This is a genomic window from Streptomyces sp. TLI_55 (assembly GCF_900206255.1).
Taxonomy (GTDB): domain Bacteria; phylum Actinomycetota; class Actinomycetes; order Streptomycetales; family Streptomycetaceae; genus Streptomyces; species Streptomyces aquilus.
The window spans coordinates 5758161-5776814 of record NZ_OAOJ01000001.1; the positions used below are offsets into that span (position 1 = coordinate 5758161).

18 protein-coding genes, 1 pseudogene and 1 riboswitch are annotated in these 18654 nt (G+C 71.5%); of the genes and pseudogenes, 11 read left to right on the forward strand and 8 right to left on the reverse strand.

Features of this window, described 5'->3' with window-relative positions; all coding sequences use genetic code 11:
• Positions 1-20 precede the first annotated feature (20 nt).
• Positions 21-110, forward strand: a riboswitch (ZMP/ZTP riboswitch).
• Positions 111-154: 44 nt separating this feature from the next.
• On the forward strand, positions 155-1606 hold the full coding sequence (locus CRP56_RS26640; protein ID WP_097268060.1) for a glycine hydroxymethyltransferase: 1452 nt from the start codon (positions 155-157) through the stop codon (positions 1604-1606).
• An 87-nt stretch (positions 1607-1693) separates the two neighbouring features.
• On the opposite strand, the gene CRP56_RS26645 is transcribed toward CRP56_RS26640, so the two are convergent.
• The 3 genes from CRP56_RS26645 to CRP56_RS26655 all read right to left on the reverse strand — a co-directional run bounded on the left by CRP56_RS26645 (position 1694) and on the right by CRP56_RS26655 (position 4094).
• A complete protein-coding gene (locus tag CRP56_RS26645; RefSeq protein WP_257041067.1) occupies positions 1694-2374 on the reverse strand; it encodes a hypothetical protein in 681 nt (226 codons plus the stop codon).
• Between the two features lie 156 nt (positions 2375-2530).
• Positions 2531-3505: a hypothetical protein gene (locus tag CRP56_RS26650; RefSeq protein ID WP_257041068.1), complete on the reverse strand. Its 975-nt coding sequence runs from the start codon at positions 3503-3505 to the stop codon at positions 2531-2533.
• Positions 3492-4094, reverse strand: coding sequence for an RNA polymerase sigma factor (locus CRP56_RS26655; RefSeq protein WP_179851122.1), 603 nt, complete (start codon positions 4092-4094; stop codon positions 3492-3494). The genes CRP56_RS26650 and CRP56_RS26655 overlap by 14 nt, the downstream gene beginning before the upstream one ends.
• A gap of 89 nt (positions 4095-4183) precedes the next feature.
• Here CRP56_RS26655 and trpS point away from each other — a divergent pair, with 89 nt between their 5' ends.
• Both trpS and CRP56_RS26665 read left to right on the forward strand, forming a co-directional pair.
• Entirely contained in the window at positions 4184-5197 is a 1014-nt protein-coding gene (gene trpS / locus CRP56_RS26660; protein WP_097274492.1) for a tryptophan--tRNA ligase, read from the forward strand.
• 185 nt (positions 5198-5382) lie between these two features.
• Positions 5383-5967, forward strand: a complete 585-nt coding sequence (locus CRP56_RS26665; protein WP_097268069.1) for a 2'-5' RNA ligase family protein — start codon at positions 5383-5385, stop codon at positions 5965-5967.
• 25 nt (positions 5968-5992) lie between these two features.
• Here the strand turns inward: CRP56_RS26665 and CRP56_RS26670 are convergent, their stop codons facing one another.
• Positions 5993-6748 carry a decaprenylphospho-beta-D-erythro-pentofuranosid-2-ulose 2-reductase gene (locus CRP56_RS26670; protein ID WP_097268071.1) on the reverse strand — a complete coding sequence of 252 codons (756 nt, stop codon included), beginning with the start codon at positions 6746-6748 and terminating at the stop codon, positions 5993-5995.
• Positions 6749-6829: 81 nt separating this feature from the next.
• Positions 6830-8179, reverse strand: a complete 1350-nt coding sequence (locus tag CRP56_RS26675; RefSeq protein WP_097268073.1) for an FAD-binding oxidoreductase — start codon at positions 8177-8179, stop codon at positions 6830-6832.
• Between the two features lie 143 nt (positions 8180-8322).
• Between CRP56_RS26675 and CRP56_RS26680 the strand changes: the two genes are divergently transcribed.
• The 4 genes and pseudogenes from CRP56_RS26680 (at position 8323) to CRP56_RS26690 (ending at position 11261) form a co-directional block, all read left to right on the forward strand.
• Positions 8323-9006 carry a phosphatase PAP2 family protein gene (locus tag CRP56_RS26680; protein WP_306459452.1) on the forward strand — a complete coding sequence of 228 codons (684 nt, stop codon included), beginning with the start codon at positions 8323-8325 and terminating at the stop codon, positions 9004-9006.
• Positions 8999-10189 carry a decaprenyl-phosphate phosphoribosyltransferase gene (locus CRP56_RS26685; protein WP_257041069.1) on the forward strand — a complete coding sequence of 397 codons (1191 nt, stop codon included), beginning with the start codon at positions 8999-9001 and terminating at the stop codon, positions 10187-10189. The genes CRP56_RS26680 and CRP56_RS26685 overlap by 8 nt, the downstream gene beginning before the upstream one ends.
• Positions 10190-10254: 65 nt before the next feature.
• Positions 10255-10362, forward strand: a pseudogene (locus CRP56_RS49320) (GtrA family protein); the annotation flags it as partial.
• Positions 10350-11261, forward strand: a complete 912-nt coding sequence (locus tag CRP56_RS26690; protein ID WP_097268075.1) for a YihY/virulence factor BrkB family protein — start codon at positions 10350-10352, stop codon at positions 11259-11261. The pseudogene CRP56_RS49320 and the gene CRP56_RS26690, both read left to right, overlap by 13 nt.
• Here the strand turns inward: CRP56_RS26690 and CRP56_RS26695 are convergent.
• Positions 11215-12495 carry a D-alanyl-D-alanine carboxypeptidase family protein gene (locus CRP56_RS26695; RefSeq protein WP_257041070.1) on the reverse strand — a complete coding sequence of 427 codons (1281 nt, stop codon included), beginning with the start codon at positions 12493-12495 and terminating at the stop codon, positions 11215-11217. The two genes, CRP56_RS26690 and CRP56_RS26695, sit on opposite strands and share 47 nt — an antisense overlap.
• A 91-nt stretch (positions 12496-12586) precedes the next feature.
• Here CRP56_RS26695 and CRP56_RS26700 point away from each other — a divergent pair, with 91 nt between their 5' ends.
• The 4 genes from CRP56_RS26700 (at position 12587) to CRP56_RS26715 (ending at position 16377) form a co-directional block, all read left to right on the forward strand.
• Positions 12587-12829, forward strand: coding sequence for an SCO4848 family membrane protein (locus CRP56_RS26700; RefSeq protein ID WP_059192770.1), 243 nt, complete (start codon positions 12587-12589; stop codon positions 12827-12829).
• Between the two features lie 42 nt (positions 12830-12871).
• Positions 12872-14116 (forward strand): metallophosphoesterase, encoded by a 1245-nt coding sequence (locus tag CRP56_RS26705; RefSeq protein ID WP_097268079.1) that lies wholly within the window; start codon positions 12872-12874, stop codon positions 14114-14116.
• Positions 14117-14322: 206 nt separating this feature from the next.
• Positions 14323-15879 (forward strand): ABC transporter substrate-binding protein, encoded by a 1557-nt coding sequence (locus tag CRP56_RS26710; protein WP_097268081.1) that lies wholly within the window; start codon positions 14323-14325, stop codon positions 15877-15879.
• A gap of 96 nt (positions 15880-15975) precedes the next feature.
• Positions 15976-16377 (forward strand): ATP-binding protein, encoded by a 402-nt coding sequence (locus CRP56_RS26715; RefSeq protein ID WP_097268083.1) that lies wholly within the window; start codon positions 15976-15978, stop codon positions 16375-16377.
• Positions 16378-16444: 67 nt separating this feature from the next.
• Here CRP56_RS26715 and CRP56_RS26720 read toward each other — a convergent pair whose 3' ends face one another.
• Both CRP56_RS26720 and CRP56_RS26725 read right to left on the reverse strand, forming a co-directional pair.
• Positions 16445-17884 carry a sensor histidine kinase gene (locus CRP56_RS26720; protein WP_097268085.1) on the reverse strand — a complete coding sequence of 480 codons (1440 nt, stop codon included), beginning with the start codon at positions 17882-17884 and terminating at the stop codon, positions 16445-16447.
• Positions 17881-18567 carry a response regulator transcription factor gene (locus CRP56_RS26725; protein ID WP_097268087.1) on the reverse strand — a complete coding sequence of 229 codons (687 nt, stop codon included), beginning with the start codon at positions 18565-18567 and terminating at the stop codon, positions 17881-17883. Before CRP56_RS26725 ends, CRP56_RS26720 begins: the two co-directional genes overlap by 4 nt.
• Positions 18568-18654 lie beyond the last annotated feature (87 nt).

An 18654-nucleotide genomic window follows, 5' to 3' on the forward strand; every position in this document is an offset into this window, starting at 1 on the left:
CGACGCGCCCGGTAGGCTGACCAGCGGGCCGTGACTGGCGCGCTGGGATGGGACGGACCATCGGGGAGCGGCCTGTGAGTGACCGAGTGCCGTGCGCCTGGGCCGAACCGTGAATCGTGACCGCAACCCGCCACGCCATCCGGAGGCCGACGACATGTCAGAGCAGCAGCCCCTGTCCAGCGAGTCCACCGCCTTTCGCGCCGCCCTCGATGTGATCCGCGCGGTCGAGCCGCGCGTCGCCGACGCCATCGGCCAGGAGGTCCACGACCAGCGCGAGATGCTCAAGCTGATCGCCTCCGAGAACTACGCCTCCCCGGCCACCCTCCTGGCCATGGGCAACTGGTTCAGCGACAAGTACGCCGAGGGCACCATCGGCCGCCGCTTCTACGCCGGCTGTCGCAACGTCGACACCGTCGAGTCCCTCGCCGCCGAGCACGCCAAGGAACTCTTCGGCGCCCGCCACGCCTACGTCCAGCCGCACTCCGGCATCGACGCCAACCTCGTCGCCTTCTGGTCCGTCCTCGCCGACCGCGTCGAGGTCCCGTTCCTGGAGAAGACCGGCGCCCGCCAGGTCAACGACCTCACCGACGCCGACTGGGCGGAGCTCCGCCAGGCCTTCGGCAACCAGCGCATGCTCGGCATGTCCCTGGACGCCGGCGGCCACCTCACCCACGGCTTCCGCCCCAACATCTCCGGCAAGATGTTCGACCAGCGCTCCTACGGCACCGACCCGGCGACCGGCCTGATCGACTACGAGGCGCTGCGGGCGTCCGCCCGTGACTTCAAGCCGCTCATCATCGTCGCCGGCTACTCCGCCTACCCCCGGCTGGTGAACTTCCGCATCATGCGCGAGATCGCCGACGAGGTCGGGGCGACCCTGATGGTGGACATGGCGCACTTCGCCGGTCTAGTCGCGGGCAAGGTGCTGACCGGCGACTTCGACCCGGTCCCGCACGCCCAGATCGTCACCACCACCACCCACAAGTCCCTGCGCGGCCCGCGCGGCGGCATGGTCCTGTGCGACGACTCCCTCAAGGACCAGGTCGACCGCGGCTGCCCGATGGTCCTCGGCGGCCCGCTCCCGCACGTCATGGCCGCGAAGGCGGTCGCGCTGGCGGAGGCCCGACAGCCCGCCTTCCAGGACTACGCCCAGCGCATCGTCGACAACTCCCGGGCCCTCGCGGAAGGCCTGATGCGCCGCGGCGCGACCCTGGTGACCGGCGGCACCGACAACCACCTCAACCTGATCGACGTCGCCACCTCCTACGGCCTCACCGGCCGCCAGGCCGAGGCCGCGCTCCTCGACTCCGGCATCGTCACCAACCGCAACGCGATCCCCTCCGACCCCAACGGCGCCTGGTACACCTCCGGCATCCGCATCGGCACCCCCGCCCTGACCACCCGCGGCCTGGGCACCGCCGAGATGGACGAGGTCGCCGGTCTCATCGACCGCGTCCTCACCGCCACCGAGCCGGGCACCACCAAGTCGGGCGCGCCCTCCAAGGCCGCGCACGTCCTGGACGCCAAGGTCGCCGACGAGATCTCGCACCGCGCGACCGACCTGGTGGCGGGCTTCCCGCTGTACCCGGAGATCGACCTGGGCTGACAAACGCCCTGTTGAGTTGTCAAGGAACGGCGACTCACGAAGATCGTCGAGCGATCAGAAGTCGATCAGAAGCCGCTCAGAGGTCGATCACAGATCGATGAGCTCCTGACGTGGTTCCTCCCGCGGCGGTCCGGCCTTCTGCCGGGCCGCCGCGCGGCGTATCAGCAGCGTCCCGCCCGCCCCGACCGCGAGCCCTGGCAGGGCCCACCACCAGTCGGTGGCGTCACCCGGCCGTGACGATCGCGCAGCGGCTGCGGCGAGCGTCGGATCCGGGCTCGGCGTCGCTGCCGCGTCCATGCCGGACTGGTCCCAGGGCGGCGGGTACTCAACGGCGGAGTCGCCGTAGAAAGCCTTGCCCATCATGCCCAGGTCCTTCAGGAGGTCGCGGAGCACCTTGGGCTGCTGGGCGCGGTGCCAGGTGCCGTTCGTCGACTCGTCCACGTTCGCCGCCGTGTGGATCCAGACCGCCTGCGAGTCCGCCACCGGGTAGACCCGGTCGACCCGCCACGGCGACACGTCGTGCACCATCCATGTCACGTTGATCTGCGGGCCGGCCATCAGGTCGGCCTCGGGCGGCTTGTCCGCCGAGCCCGCGCCCGGCTCTCCCAGCAGCCGCTCCAGCGTGCCGTACTCCCGGTCGGAGTAGTACAGCGATGCCGTCTCCGCGCTCTCCGGCGAGACGATCAGCACACTGGTCGGACCGCCGGCCGCCGCCGGTCCCGCACTCCCGAGGGCGAGCCCGAGAGCCGCCGCCGACACCCCTGCCACCGCCGTCAGCCGACGACAGCCACCCCGCCGATCGCTTCCCTGCCTGTGCATCCCGAGCCCCCAACCTGCCGATGCCGGACGGCCCGCCCGTTCCCGCGAGCCGTGTGTCACTTCTGGTACACCGCTCGGCCCGCCGAGGTTCCCACCCCGCTCGCATCAATCCGAGGAAGTCCCCGAAGACTCCGCGACCGGGCTCCTCACCGACTTCGCGATGTCCAGCGCCCGGGCCTTCGACGCCACCCCCTCCAGCCGCAGCGTCACCTCCGCCGAGCCCGCCGGACGGCTCCACAGCAAGGTCGGCCCGGCGGTCCGCTCCTCCCGCGTGTAGCGGCCCCCGTCCGCGTCCAGCAGCCAGAAGCTCAGCAGGTGGGGACGGGGGAACCACAGCGCCGTGTCATGCGAACCGGCGACTGCGGAGCCGCCCAGCGAGATCCACTCCGGCTTCTCGCGCCCGGTCTTCGCGAAGGTCAGATCCAGCCCCGCCGCGAACTCGTCGACCCGAACCGTCCCTCCGCTCTCGCGCCAGCAGAGACTGACCACGAACCGTCCCTGCGGCCCACCCGCCACCGACACGGCGTCCGGGGCGCCAAGCGCGTCCGGCACCAGCGGCTCGAACCCGGCCCGCCGCACGGCCTGCGCCCACGGCACCGACCGACCGCAGCCGGGCACCTCGGCCCCGGGGGAGGGGCGCGCCGACGGGTCGTAGCGCACCTCGACCCCCCCGAAGTCGAACCAGTCGTAGACCGCGGCCCGCACGGGCGGGGTGAGCGCGAGCACCGCGAGCACGCCGCACAGCGTCGCGGTCAGCGAGCGCCACCGCACCCGCGTCCAGTGCCGGACGGCCCGCAGTCGCTCCCGGGGGCCGCGAGGCTCGGGCGCCGGGGCCGGCAACTGCTCGGCCAGTATCTGACCCAGCACCCGCTCGACCATCGTCTCGGAACCGAGGGAACCCTCCGCCCCGTCGGCAGCTTCCAGCGACCGCCCGAGCGCCCGCAACTCCTCCGGCAGCCGGGAAGGGTGCACCTCGCGCTCCCTACCGCGGCCACGCCCACGCGGCCCCCGGCCACCGGCGCCCCCGGGACCACGGCCGCCCTCACCGCCGTAGCCCTTCCGTCCCTCACCCACGCTCATCACCCCCTTCCCGGAGCTCGGCGTCCGGCAGCAGTCGGCCCAGTTTCCGCAGCGCGCGGTTGAGCCGGGACTTCACCGTCCCCCGGGGCCAGCCCAGGGCCTGGGCCGTCTCGGACTCGTCCATGTCCAGCAGATAGCGGTACGTAACGACCAGGCGATGCTCCTCGCTCAGCTTCTCCAGGGCGGACTGGAGCGCGGCGCGACGCTCTGTCGCCAGGGCGCGCGCCGCGGGGTCCGCCGATTCCGGTATCAGCGGCTCCGCCTCCACGAAGGCCGCCTCCCGGCCGGCGAGCGTGCGCTGCCGGGCCGCCGTCCGCACTGTGTTCCTCGTCTCATTGGCGACGATCGACAGCAGCCACGGCCGGAACGACGCGCCGTCCTTGAACCTGCCCAGCGCGCAGTACGCCTTGACGAAGGCCTGCTGCACCACGTCCTCCGCGTCCGCACCCGCCCCGAGTGCCGCGGCCGCCCGGAGCGCGATGCCCGTGTGGGCGCGCACCAGCTCCGCATACGCCTCCGGCTGCCCGGCGCGTACGCGTGCGATCACCGCGGCCTCATCGACGATGCGGCCCCCCTCCCGCGTTCTCACGCCTTTGTTACACCGCGGGAGACGGATCGGTTCCCATCTGTTTCCGACCAGTTCGGGATCGGGGCGGTCGACCTGAGAGAATGATGAACATGGCCTCTGACAGTCCCCGCGTGCTCTCCGGAATCCAGCCCACCGCAGGCTCGTTCCACCTCGGCAACTACCTCGGCGCCGTCCGTCAGTGGGTGGCCCTGCAGGAGTCCCACGACGCGTTCTACATGGTCGTCGACCTGCACGCGATCACGCTTCCGCAGGACCCGGCCGACCTGCGTGCCAACACGCGTCTGGCCGCCGCCCAGCTCCTCGCGGCCGGCCTCGACCCGGAGCGCTGCACGCTCTTCGTCCAGAGCCATGTCCCCGAGCACGCGCAGCTCGCCTGGGTCTTCAACTGCCTCACCGGCTTCGGCGAGGCCTCCCGCATGACCCAGTTCAAGGACAAGTCCGCCAAGCAGGGCGCCGACCGCGCCAGCGTCGGCCTCTTCACGTACCCGATCCTCCAGGTCGCGGACATCCTGCTGTACCAGGCCAACGAGGTCCCCGTCGGCGAGGACCAGCGCCAGCACATCGAGCTCACCCGTGACCTCGCCACGCGCTTCAACGGCCGCTTCGGCGACACCTTCACGCTTCCGAAGCCGTACATCCTCAAGGAGACGGCGAAGATCTACGACCTTCAGGACCCGTCGATCAAGATGAGCAAGTCGGCGTCCACGCCGAAGGGCCTCATCAACCTCCTCGACGACCCGAAGACCACCGCCAAGAAGGTCAAGAGCGCCGTCACCGACACAGACACCGTCATCCGCTTCGACGCCGAGAACAAGCCCGGCGTCAGCAACCTGCTCACCATCTACTCGACCCTCACGGGCACGGGAATCGCGGAACTGGAGCAGAAGTACGACGGCAAGGGCTACGGTGCGCTCAAGACGGACCTCGCCGAGGTCATGGTCGAGTTCGTGACGCCGTTCAGGGAGCGCACGCAGCAGTATCTGGACGACCCGGAGACGCTGGACTCGATCCTGGCCAAGGGTGCGGAGAAGGCGCGTGCCGTCGCGGCGGAGACGCTGGCCCAGGCCTACGACCGGGTCGGATTCCTGCCCGCCAAGCATTGAGCCGAGCACGCACGCGTACCACCGCACAGGAACGCACAGACGTACCACTGGACAGAGCGCTGCACATCACTACGGTTGCGCCTGCCCACAACACAGGCGTGGCCGTACAGTCGATAGCCGGACGGCCGGGACGAACCCGACAAGGGGGAGACCCCAGACACCCGAGAGGGAAGACAGGAGACGACGTGGGGACCGTAACGATCGGCGTGTCGATCGCGGTCCCGGAGCCTCACGGCAGCCTGCTCCAACAGCTGCGCGCGGGCTTCGGCGACGCCGCGGCTCACGGCATCCCCACACATGTCACCCTGCTGCCCCCGACGGAGGTCGAGGACGGCGCGCTGCCCGCCATCGAGGCGCACCTCACCGAGGTCGCCGCGGCAGGCCGCGCGTTCCCGATGCGGCTGTCCGGCACCGGCACCTTCCGGCCGCTGTCACCGGTGGTGTACGTCCAGGTCGCCGAGGGCGCCGAGGCCTGCACCTGGCTCCAGAAGCAGGTCCGTGACGCCTCCGGCCCCGTCGCCCGCGAACTCCAGTTCCCCTACCACCCGCACGTCACGGTCGCCCACGGCATCGACGAAGAAGCCATGGACCGCGCGTACGAGGAGCTCGCCGACTACGAGGCCCACTGGCCCTGCACCGGCTTCGCCCTCTACGAGCAGGGCGCCGACGGCGTGTGGCGCAAGCTGCGCGAGTACACCTTCGGCGGGGCCGCCACAGTGCCGCCCCAGGGCTCTTCCGCCGCCGTGGAACAGGGCACGAACGCCCACTGACCGGGCCCTTGTAGGGCGACAGGGCCTAGATCGGCAACCGCCGGAACGCCTCGCGCGGTACGTGCCGCAGGGCCGACATCACCCAGCGCAGCACCCCGGGCACCCACACCGTCTCCGAACGCCGCCTGAGCCCCAGTTCCACGGCCGTCGCGACCTCCTCGGGCGTCGTCGCGAGCGGCGCCTCCGGCAGGCCGGCGGTCATCTTCGTCCGCACGAACCCGGGGCGTACGACCATCACGTGAACGCCGGTGCCGTGCAGGGCGTCGCCCAGGCCCTGGGCGAAGGCGTCGAGGCCGGCCTTGCTGGAGCCGTAGATGAAGTTGGAGCGGCGCGCGCGCTCACCGGCGACCGAGGAGAGGACCACCAGGGAGCCGTGGCCCTGCGCCTGCAACGCGCGCGCGGAGACCAGGCCCGCCGACACCGCGCCCGTGTAGTTGGTCTGCGCGACCCGCACCGCGTCGAGCGGTTCGCGCTCGTCGTGGGCCTGGTTGCCGAGGACCCCGAAGGCGAGCAGCACCATGTCGATGTCGCCCTCGGCGAAGACCTTGCCGAGCACGGTCTCGTGGGACTCGGTGGCGAGCGCGTCGAAGGCGACGGTGCGCACGTCGGCTCCCAGGGCGCGCAGGTCGGCCGCGGACTGTTCCAGCGCGGACGAGGGGCGTCCCGCGAGCCACACCGTGCGGGTGCGGCGGGCGACGAGGCGGCGGGCGGTGGCCAGCGCGATCTCTGACGTCCCGCCGAGGACGAGCAGGGACTGGGGGAGACCGAAGGCGTCCTTCACGGCAAGCAGCTCCTATGGGTCGAGCCAGAGGCTCCGGGGATCGGGGCTCTGATCGGGCTCTGGTCGGGCTCTGGTCGGGCTCTAGAGGTCGAGGCGGCGGGACAGGTCCGAGACGAAGGCCCCGCGCGGGTCCAACTCCGCGCGCAGCGCGCGGAAGTCGTCGAGACGCGGATACATCGCGGCAAGGAGTTCGGGGCGCAGCCGGGAGTCCTTGGCGAGGTAGACGCGCCCCCCGGCCGCGGCCACCTCGTCGTCCAGTCCGTCGAGGAGGGCGCCGAGGCCGGGCAGGCCCGCCGGGATGTCCAGGGCCAGCGTCCAGCCCGGCAGCGGGAAGGAGAGCCAGCCCGGGTCGGCGTCCCCGAAACGCTTGAGGACGGCCAGGAAGGAAGGGCAGCGGCGCTCCGAGAGGCGGTGCACGACCCGGCGCAGGACGTCCTCCCGGCCGTACGGCACGACGAACTGGTACTGCACGAAACCGCCCCGGCCGTAGACGCGGTTCCAGTGCGGGACCCCGTCCAAGGGGTGGAAGAACGTCGAGAGCTTCTGCAGTTGGCCGGTGCGCGCGCGGGGAGCCGTGCGGTACCAGAGTTCGTTGAACCAGCCCACGGTGCGGCGGTTCAGCAGTCCCTCCGGGAGGACGGCGGGCGGGGCCGGGAGCTGGGCGGGCCGGAACGCCAGCGGGTCCCTCCGCGCGCGCGTGCCCAGCGCGTCGAGAGGAGCGTGCTCGCCGCGTGTGAGCACCGCGCGGCCGGTCGCCGCGCCGCGCGCCAGCAGGTCGACCCACGCGACCGAGTAGCGGTAGTGGTCGTCGGTGGCGGACAGCCGCGCCATCAGGTCGTCGAGGTCACGCGCGCGTTCGGTGTCGACCGACATCAGCGAGGTCTTCACCGGCTGGAGCTGGACCGTCGCGGTCAGGATCACGCCGGTCAGCCCCATGCCGCCGGTGGTCGCGTCGAACAGGGGCGTGCCACGGCTCACCGCGCGGATCTCGCCGTCGGCGGTGAGGAGTTCGAAGGACAGCACGTGTCGCGAGAAGGAGCCGGAGACGTGGTGGTTCTTGCCGTGGATGTCGGCGCCGATCGCGCCGCCGACCGTGACGTGGCGGGTGCCGGGGGTCACCGGGACGAACCAGCCGAGCGGCAGCAGGACCCGCATCAGCCGGTGCAGGGAGACACCCGCGTCGCACAGCACGATGCCGCCGGCGGCGTCGATGACGTGGACGCGGTCCAGGGCCGTCATGTCGAGGACCGCACCGCCCGCGTTCTGCGCCGCGTCGCCGTACGCCCGTCCCAGGCCCCGGGGGATGCCGCCGCGGGCCCCGCAGTCCCGGACGGCCGCCACGGCCTCCTCGTACGTCCGTGGGCGGATCAGACGGGCCGCGGTGGGCGCCGTACGGCCCCAACCCGTGACGGAAACGGTCTCGGCAGACATGTCGGCGACCGTATCGCCCTTAAGGAGGCGATTTGTTTTCAAACATCCCCGGACATTCATCCTCTCCCCGAAATGGGTGATTAATGGGATGTCGCTCAATATTGTCGGAGTTCGGGCCGTGTCGGCGTGAACAGTGAGTCCACATGGAGCCATTCGACGATCCGAGCGGCCTCGACGACACCGGTGTCCTCGTCGTGCGCCATGGCATGGAACGCCGAATCCTTTCGGTGTTCCGGGCGTACGGTGCCGACCCGCGCGTCGGTGCCGCCGCGCGCGCCCTGTCCTGGGCCGGCGAGCACGGGGCGCTGTGGCTCGCGGCGGGCCTCGCGGGAGCCGCCGTGGACGGCGCGCGACGCGGCGCCTGGTTGCGCGGGACGGCGCTCACCGCGGGCGCGCACGCCGTCAGTATGGGCGTGAAGAGGGTGGTGCGACGCCCACGCCCCGCGCACGTCGAACCCCTCGTGCGCACCGCCGGCCGCTACTCCTTCCCCAGCTCGCACGCGACCTCCGCCGCGGCGGCCGCGGTGGCGTTCGGGGCGCTGGGGGCGTGCGGGGTGAGCAGGGGGCGCCTTTCGACCGACACGCGCCTTGGACACGACCTCACGCCGGTCACCCTTGCCACGCGCCCCACCCGCCGCACGTACATCACCCACGCCGCGCGCGCCGTGCGCGCCACCCGCCTCCTCCCACCCCTCGCCGTCGCCATGTGCCTCTCGCGCCTCGTCGTCGGCGTCCACTACCCCTCCGACGTAGCGGCGGGCGCGGCGCTGGGGGCGCTCACGGCGCGTTTCGGAGCGCGCTGGATCCGAGGCGGCGCGCATGACTGAGACCGCGCCGCACCCCAACAACGGGCGCCCCAACAACGGGCGCCCCAACAACGGGCGCCCCAACAGCGGGCGCTCCGACGGCGCACACCCCGACGGCGGCGTACACCTCGACGACGGCGCACACCCCGACGGCGGCGTACACCTCGACGACGGCGCACACCCCGACGGCGGCGTACACCCCGACGGCGGCGCACGCTCCGACAGCGCGCCCCCCACCACCCCCACCACCCCCGCCCTCCTCGGCCAACGCACGCCCCCAAGGCACCCCGCACCACCCCACCCCCGCCCCCACTCCGTCCTCCACGGCCTCCTCAAGACCGCCCGCCCCAAGCAGTGGGTCAAGAACCTCCTCGTCGTCGCCGCCCCTGCGGCCGCGGGCCAGCTCTTCACCCGGCACGCGCTCACCCGACTCGCGCTGGTCTTCGCGCTGTTCACGGCGTGCGCCGCCGCCGTCTACCTGATCAACGACGCGCGCGACGCCGACGCCGACCGCGCCCACCCCACCAAGCGCCACCGCCCGGTCGCCGCCGGACAGGTCCCCGTACCCGTCGCGTACGGCGTCGGAGGCGTCCTCGCCGTCCTGGCGCTCGGCCTCGCCGGCTGGCTCACCCCGCCCCTCGTCCCGGCCCTGCTCGCCGCCTACGTCGGCATGCAACTGGCCTACTGCGTCAGCCTCAAGCACGTCCTGGTCGTCGACCTCGTCGTCGTCACGACCGGGTTCCTGATGCGGGCGATGGTCGGCGGGCTCGCCCTCGGGATTCCGCTGTCACGCTGGTTCCTGATCACGACCGGATTCGGGGCGCTGTTCATGGTGGCGGCCAAGCGCTACTCCGAGGCCGTGCAGATGGAAGGCACGGCGGGCGCCACGCGCGCGTTGCTCACCGAGTACACGACCGGCTATCTGCGCTTCGTCTGGCAGCTCGCGGCCGGGGTCGCCGTCCTCGGGTACTGCCTGTGGGCCCTGGAGGGCGGCGGCACGCATGCCGCGCCGACAGCCACCGGCCTGCTGCCCTGGCGTCAGCTGTCCGTCGTGGCGTTCATCCTCGCGGTCCTGCGGTACGCCGTCTTCGCCGACCGTGGCACCGCCGGAGAGCCCGAGGAAGTCGTCCTCGGCGACCGCGCCCTCGCCGTCATCGGCCTGGTGTGGCTGGGGATGTACGGTCTGGCGGTGGCCCATTGGTAGATCACCCGGCCCATTGGTAGATCACCCGGCCCATTGGTGAACCACTCGGCCCGCCGGACCGGACCGGCATGGCGCCCGCCACTGTCCTGCGCTTTTGGGGTACTCGTACATGGGTCTTCAGGACGTGGGCATACCTGGGTCACCGAGCACAGAGGCGGACATGGACTGGCTGAAGAAGCTCCCCGTAGTGGGGCCGGCGTTCGTCCGGCTGATGGCCACGCACGCGTGGCGGTCGTACGAGCGGCTGGACCGGGTGAAGTGGACGCGGCTGGCGGCCGCGATGACGTTCATCAGCTTCATCGCCCTGTTCCCGCTGCTGACCGTGGCCGCCGCGATCGCCGCCGCGACCCTCAGCCAGTCGCAGCAGGACGAGCTGCAGAACAAGATCGCCGACCAGGTGCCCGGCATCTCCGACCAGCTGAACATCGACGGCCTGGTCGAGAACGCCGGCGCCATCGGTCTCATCGCCGGAGCCGTGCTGCTGTTCACCGGCATCGGCTGGGTCGGCTCGATGCGTGAGTGCCTGCGCGCGGTGTGGGAGCTGCCCGACGAGGAGGTGAACCCGCTCCTGAGCAAGGCCAAGGACACCGGCATCCTCGTCGGCCTCGGCGGCGCGCTCCTGGTCACGATCGCCGCGTCCGCCGTCGGCTCCGCCCTGGTCGGCTGGATCAGCGACCAGATCGGCATCGACCGGGAGGGCTGGGGCGCCGTGCTGCTGCGGATCGCCGCGTTCCTGATCGCCGTGCTGGCCGACTTCCTGCTGCTGCTGTACGTCCTCACCCTGCTGCCGGGCGTCGAACCGACCCGCCGCCGGCTGCTGGTGGCGGCGCTGATCGGCGCGGTCGGCTTCGAGCTGCTGAAGCTGCTGCTGAGCGGCTATATGCAGGGCGTGGCCACGAAGAGCATGTACGGCGCCTTCGGCGTCCCCGTCGCCCTGCTGCTGTGGATCAACTTCACGTCGAAACTCGTCCTGTTCTGCGCCGCCTGGACGGCGACGCAGAGCGCGGCGGACGAACTGCCCGAGGTCAGCGACGACGACGTACGAGATCCGGCAGCGGCCACCGGCGGTTGACCAGGAACGCGCCCGCCGCCAGCAGCGCCAGCACCCCGCCGGTGACGGCGAGGGCGATGCCCATGCCGCCGGAGCCGGAGGCCGTCGTGGCGCTCGCCACCGGCTTGGCGGAGGACCCGCCGCCACCGACCGCGCCGCCCGCCTCGCCGGAGGCCGTGGCACCCGGCTGGGCGCTCGGCTGCGCGGCGCTCTTCGGCGGGACCAGCTCACCCACCGGGGCGACCTTGCCGGCGGCCTTGAAGCCCCAGTCGAAGAGCTTCGCGGTCTCCTTGTAGACCTCGTCGTGCTCGTTCTTCGCCGGGTTCATGACGGTGACGAGCAGCACCTTGCCGCCCCGTTCGGCGACGCCGGTGAAGGTGGCGCCCGCGTTGGTGGTGTTGCCGTTCTTGACGCCCGCGATGCCCGGATAGACGTCGACGTCGGAGTCAGTACCGGACAGCAGCCGGTTGGTGTTCTGGATCTCGAAGGACTCGCGGACCTTCTTGCCCTTCTTGTTCTTCTTCGTCTCGCCCGGGAACTTCGCGGTGACCGTCGAGCAGTACTCGCGGAAGTCCTTCTTCTGCAGCCCGGAGCGGGCGAACAGCGTCAGGTCGTACGCGCTCGACACCTGGCCCTCGGCGTCGTAGCCGTCGGGGCTGACCACGTGGGTGTCGAGGGCCTGGAGCTCCTCGGCGTGCTCGTTCATCTCCGCGACCGTGTGTTTCACGCCGCCGTTCATCGCGGACAGCACGTGCACGGCGTCGTTGCCGGAGCGCAGGAAGACACCGAGCCACAGGTCGTGGACGGTGTACTTCTCGCCCTCTTTTATGCCGACCATGCTGGAGCCGACGCCCATGCCGGCGAGGTCGGAGGGGACGACCTTGTGCTCGGTGGTGCTGGGGAACTTCGGCAGGACGGTGTCGGCGAACAGCATCTTCAGGGTGCTCGCCGGGGCCAGCCGCCAGTGCGCGTTGTGCGCGGCGAGCACCTCGCCGGACTCGGCGTCGGAGACGATCCACGACCGCGCGGTGAGGCCCTTGGGCAGCACCGGCACCCCGCTCGCCAGGTCGACCTGGGTGCCGGCCTGCCCGAGCCGGGCGCCGCCGACCGTCGACATCTTCGCGGGCGGGGTGGCCGAGGGAGACGTCGAGGGGCTGGGCGCGGCGAGCACGGGGCCCGCGGTCAGCGCGAGGGACGTCAGGGTGGCGGAAGCGACCAGCAGGGATCGCCTGGTGGTCTTCTTTGGTGCGGACACGGTCGGAAACGTACATGCCACCGCCCGTGAAGTCCCACTGCCCTCCCCACCCCGGCGGAGGAACCAGACACCCGGCGGAGATACTGGACGCATGAAGCTCAGCCGCCCCGTCTCCTGGTTCCTGCTCGCCTTCGGGGTGTGGAGCTGGGTCATCTGGATCACTTTCGTCAAGAATCTCGTCAAGGACGGCAGCGGACTCGCGTTCGACGACGCGGGCGACCCGACCGCGTACTTCTGGGTGCACCTGACGCTCGCCATCGTTTCCTTCGTATTGGGGACGGTCGTCGGCCTCATCGGGTTGCGCGGGGTGCGCGCTTTGCGCCAGACGTCATAGCGGGCCCGTTCCCCGCACTCGACAACAAAGGGATACGACTCCGTGGTCATCGTCTTCGCCGTGCTGGCCCTGGCCGTCCTGGTGGCCGCCAACTGGTACCTGTGGCGCCGTCTGTTCCGCGACACGACGAGCGGCCCGGGCTGGGGCCGGCGGGTCGGTGCGGTGGTCGTCGCCGGCGGCTGGCTGCTGGCGATCGGCGCCCTCGTGGGCGAGCGCACCGGAGCGCCCTTCTGGCTCCAGCAGACGCTGGCGTGGCCCGGTTTCCTGTGGCTGGCGCTGTCGATCTACCTGCTGCTGGGCGTGGTGGCGGGTGAGGTCGTACGACCTCTGCTGCGCCGTTTCCTGGAGCGACGGGACCGGCGGAACGCGCCCGTCGCGGCCGTCGCAGTACCGCAACCGGAGCCCGTACCGGCGGGACCCGCACCGGAGGAACCCGCCGAGCCCGCGTCCCCCCGTCTCCTCGCCGCCCCCTCCCGGCGCCTGTTCGTCTCCCGCGTGGTCGGCGGAGCGGCCGCCGCGGCCGCGGTCGGGACCGTCGGCTACGGCACGTACGGCGTGCTGCGCGGGCCGCGGGTGAAGCGGGTCACCGTGCCGCTGGCCAAACTGCCGCGCGCGGCGCACGGCTTCAGGATCGCGGTGGTCAGCGACATCCACCTCGGCCCCGTACTGGGCCGTGGCTTCGCGCAGAAGGTCGTCGACACGATCAACTCCACGCAGCCCGACCTGGTCGCGGTCGTCGGCGACCTGGTGGACGGCAGCGTGAAGGACCTCGGCCCGGCCGCCGCCCCGCTGTCGCAGCTCAAGGCGCCCGCCTATTTCGTCACCGGCAACCACGAGTACTTCTCCGGCGCCGCGCAGTGGGTGGAGGAGGTGCGCCGGCTCGGCCTGCTCCCCTTGGAGAACGCCCGTACGGAGCTGCGCCATTTCGACCTTGCGGGCGTCAACGACATCGCCGGGGAGAGCGAGGGCCAGGGCCCCGACTTCGGCAAGGCGCTCGGCGACCGTGACACCACGCGCGCGTGCGTGCTCCTCGCCCACCAGCCCGTGCAGATCCACGACGCCGTCGAGCACGGCGTCGACCTCCAGCTCTCCGGCCACACCCATGGCGGTCAGCTCTGGCCCGGCAACCTCATCGCCGAAGCCGCCAACCCGACCGTCGCGGGCCTGGAGCGCTATGGCGGCACCCAGCTCTACGTCAGCCGCGGCGCGGGCGCCTGGGGGCCGCCCACGCGCGTGGGCGCGCCCTCGGACATCACGGTCATCGAGCTGGCGTCCCGTCAGGCGTAGAGCCGTCTCCCACAGCCGGCTTGAAACTTTTCGCGGCGGACTCTGTGCGGGCCCTGTGAAACTCTTCGGTAACACCTTGCGGCAATGACTTTCTCAACTCCCAAGATCCCTCTTCCCCCGGAGAAACCCGTGTGATTAGGTGAGCCGCGCCGCTAGGGGAGTGGCATATGTGCTGGGGGCCGTCAGGGGCCCGGGGAAGGAAACCGATGCGATCGGTTCGCATACGGATTCTCGCGACGCTGCTCGTGCTGGCGGCCGTGGGAGTGGGCGGCTGGCAGCTGATGCCGTCGCAGGAGGACACAGGCAAGACGATCAAGGTCGGTACGACGGACGTCGTCACGTCCCTCGATCCGGCCGGCGCCTATGACGCCGGTTCCTGGGCCTTGTTCAGCAATGTCTTCCAGTCGCTGCTGACCTTCGAGCCGGGCGGCGCCACACCGGTGCCCGACGCGGCGGAGAGCTGTGACTTCGTGGGCGGCGGCCTCAAGACCTACCGCTGCCGGCTGCGGAAGGACCTCGAGTTCCCGAGCGGGCGCGCGATGACCGCCGAGGACGTCAAGTACTCCTTCGACCGGGTCAAGAAGATCAAGTCGGACGTCGGCCCGGTCTCCCTGCTCGACACCCTCAAGTCGGTGACGGCCCAGGGTCTGACGGTCACCTTCCACCTCTCCTCCCCGGACGCCACCTTCCCGTTCAAGGTCGCCACCGGAGCCGGTTCGATCGTCGACCGCGACAAGTACCCGGCGGACGGCCTGCGCAAGGACAACGGCGTGGACGGCACCGGCCCGTACGAGTTGCAGTCGTATACGAAGGACAAGAAGGTCACCCTCGATCCCAGCAGCCGCTACAAGGGCGCTGTGAAGGACTCCGGGCGCCCGGTCGAACTGCTCTACTACAAGGACGCCGACAAGCTGAACGCGGCCTGGAAGGCCCGGCAGATCGACGTCGCCACCCGACAGCTGCCGCCCGAGGTGCTCGCCCGGCTGAACCCCAGCGACCCCTCGATGCGCGTCTCCGAGGCCGACAGCTCCGAGGTCCGCAACCTCTACCTCAACACCCGCTCCTCCTCGCCGCTGCACGACACCAAGGTCCGGCAGGCGATGGCCTGGATGATCGACCGCGAGCGGCTGGCCGCGACGGTCTACGAGGGGACCGTCGACCCCCTCTACTCGCTGATCCCGGCGGGCATCACCGGCCACACCACGGCGTTCTTCGACGCCTACGCCAAGCAGAGCACCGCCAAGGCCAAGGCCCTGCTCACCGAGGCAGGCGTGACGCTGCCGGTGAAGTTCACCTACGGGTACGCCACCGGCCGCGGCGCCGCCGACAAGGAGGCCGCCGAGCTCAAGAAGCAGCTGGAGGCGGGCGGGCTGTTCCAGGTGACGCTCAAGCCGTACGAATGGACCGCCTTCCAGAAGGCGTGGGCCACCGGCAAGCTCGACGCCTACGCGGTCGGCTGGGTCGCCGACTTCCCCGACCCGGACACCTACGGCGGGCCGCTCGTCGGCACCGACGGCACCATGAACACCGGCTACAGCAGCGGCGAGGTCGACAAGCTGATCCAGGCCAGCCAGCAGTACGCCGACCGCGCCGACGCCGCGGAGGACTTCCGGTCCATGCAGGACGCCATCGCGCGCGACGTGCCGGTCATCCCGCTCTGGCAGGCCAAGGAGTACGTCGTCAGCAGCGAGGACGTCGGCGGTGGCCAGTACCTCTCGGACGGCACCGGTGTCTTCCGGCTCTGGCGCCTCAACTGGATCTGACGCGAACTCGCGGCATGGACATGCGCCCGATCGGCGCGGGGCGGGGGCCCGACGCAGCACCATGTGACGGAGGTGTGCGTGGGGTGAGGAGCAGACGTGTTGAGACGCAACTCCTTCCGGCTGCCCCGGCATCCGGCTTCCGTCGGTCTGGCGCGGCGCCGGGTACGGGACCATCTGGCCGACTGGGGGCACGGCCATGACGACCCGGCGCTGGCGGACGCGGTGCTGCTGGTGTCCGAGCTGGCCACCAACGTCGTACGCCACGGGCCGCTCCTGGAGCGCGAGTTCGAGGTCGCGGTGACCGCCCTCGCCGACGGCTCCTGCCTCATAGAGGTCTCCGACGAGGGCCAACTGGAGCCGCGGCTGCGGCTGGTGGGGGAGGGGGAGGAGTCCGGACGCGGACTGCACCTGGTGGAGAACGTCGCCGCCGCGTGGGGCGTGTGGAGCCGGGGACGGCACGGCAAGACGGTGTGGGCCCTGGTACTGGCCCACGCATAGGCATACGCGCGCGGGACGCCTACGACGCACACGCGCGAGGCACCAACGACACACACGCGCGCGGCGCCTACGTCCGCGACGGCAGCATCACCGTCACCGCCAGCCCCTCGCCCGGCGCCGTCTGCACCGTCACCCGGCCGCCGTGCGCCTGTACGACCCCCTGCACGATCGCCAGCCCGAGCCCGCTGCCCGCGCCCCCGCCGGCCCGGAAGAACCGGTCGAAGACGCGAGCGGCGTCCTCCTCGGCGAGCCCAGGGCCGTCGTCGGCGACACACAGCCGTACGGCCCCGTGGGCCCGCTCCACCCCCAGCCGCACCGGCACCTCGGCCGGGGTGTGCGTGCGGACGTTGCCCACCAGGTTGCCCAGGACCTGCCGGAGCCCGGCCTCGTCGGCGTGCACCAGCAGCGCCCCGTCGGCGTCGACGCTGATCGGCCGCCCCGGCTGCTGCACCCGCAGGTCCTCGGCCGCGTCCCGCACCAGCCGGGTCAGGTCGACGTTGCGGAAGCGCAGCTCGGGCTGCTGGTCGAGGCGGGCCAGCGTGAGCAGTTCGTCCACCAGGCGCCCCATCCGGTCGGCCTCGGCCATCACCCGCCCCCAGGCGCGCTTGCGTTCGTCGGGGTCCTGGAGCATCCCCTGGTCGTACAGCTGGAGATAGCCGCGTATCGCGGACAGCGGTGTGCGCAGTTCGTGCGAGGCGTCGGCGACGAAGCGGCGCAGCTGGCCGGCGCTCCGCTCGCGCGTGCGGTACGCCGACTCCACCTGGTGGAGCATGGAGTTGAGGGCGGTGCGCAGCTGCTCGACCTCCAGGGTGGTCTCCCGGCTGGAGGGGACGCGCCGGGTCAGGTCGCCCTCGGCGATCGCCGACGACGTCTCCACCATGTCCTCCAGCGGCCGCATCCGGCGCCGCACACTGAGCATGGTCACCACGGCCAGCAGCGCCAGCAGCAGGCTGCCGATGGCGAGGTCGAGCCGGACGGCCTTGCCGATGCCCTTGTGGACGGCCTCGGTGGAGGTGGCGAACAGGATGTACTTGCCGTCGGTGAGGCGGGTCGCGGTGGCCCGGTAGGAATCCCCGCGCACCTGGATGTCGTGCGGCTCGGGGTCGGCGGCCAGCGCGCGCGGGTCGTCCACCGCGGCCGCGAGGTCCCTCTGGAGGGCGCTCGGGGTGAAGTCGCCCAAGGCGATGGCGTCGCCGCGCGTGTCGACGACGCTGAGGATCTGGTCCGGCCGCGCCTTCCCGTCGTCCTGGAGCAGGAACCGCTCGCGGACGATCGCCAAGGTGCTCAGGTCGTCGATCATCTGCAGGGTGAGGCGCGAACTGCTCATCGTCTCGCGCGACTTGGCGAGCTCGGAGTCGATCTGGTCGAGCAGGTAGTACCGCATGCCCATCACGCTCACCGCGGTCGCCGCGACGATGCCGAGCGCGAGCAGCGCCACGTTCGCCAGCGTCAGCTTCGCGCGCAGCGAGTGGATGCCGCGCTTGCAGCCGAGCTTGCGCAGCCTCATGCCAGCCCGTACCCGACGCCGCGCCGCGTGGTGATCACCGGCGGTCCCAGGGCGTCCAGCTTGCGCCGCAGATAGCTGATGTAGGTCTCCACGACGGTCGAGTCGGACGGGGTGTGCTCGTACTGCCAGACATGGCGCAGGAGTTGCTCCTTGGGGACGATCCGGCCGCCGTTGCGCACCAGGAAGCGCAGCAGCGCGTACTCGGTGGGGGTGAGCTCGACCGAGCGGCCCGCGCGGTGCACCGAGTACGTCGTCTCGTCCAGCTCCAGGTCGCCGTAGCGCAGCAGGGGGCGCTGCGGCAGCACGTCGGCGGAACGGGTGCGGCGCAGGACGGCGGTGATCCGGGCGACGACCTCGTCGATGTTGAACGGCTTGGTGATGTAGTCGTCGCCGAAGCCGAGGGCGCCGACGACCTCGGCGGGCGAGTCGCGGGCGGTGAGGAACACCAGCGCCAGGTCGGGCCGCTCGGCGCGCAGCTGCCTGCCGAGGGCGCGGCCGTCGCCGTCGGGCAGCATCACGTCGAGCAGCGCCGCGTCGGGCCGGGTGCGCTCGGCGAGCGCCAGGGCCTCACGGACGGTGCCCGCGACCATCACCTCGAACCGGTGGTAGCGCAGCGCGATGGCGAGGACGTCCGCGATGCTCTCCTCGTCCTCCACGACCAGCACGGTGCCTGGAGTCGTCATGCCCCCAGTATCGGCGGCCCCACTGACAGCCGGGCGGGTTCGGTGCTTTGGAGTTCCTTGAGAGTCGATGGGCTTCGGTGTCCCCCG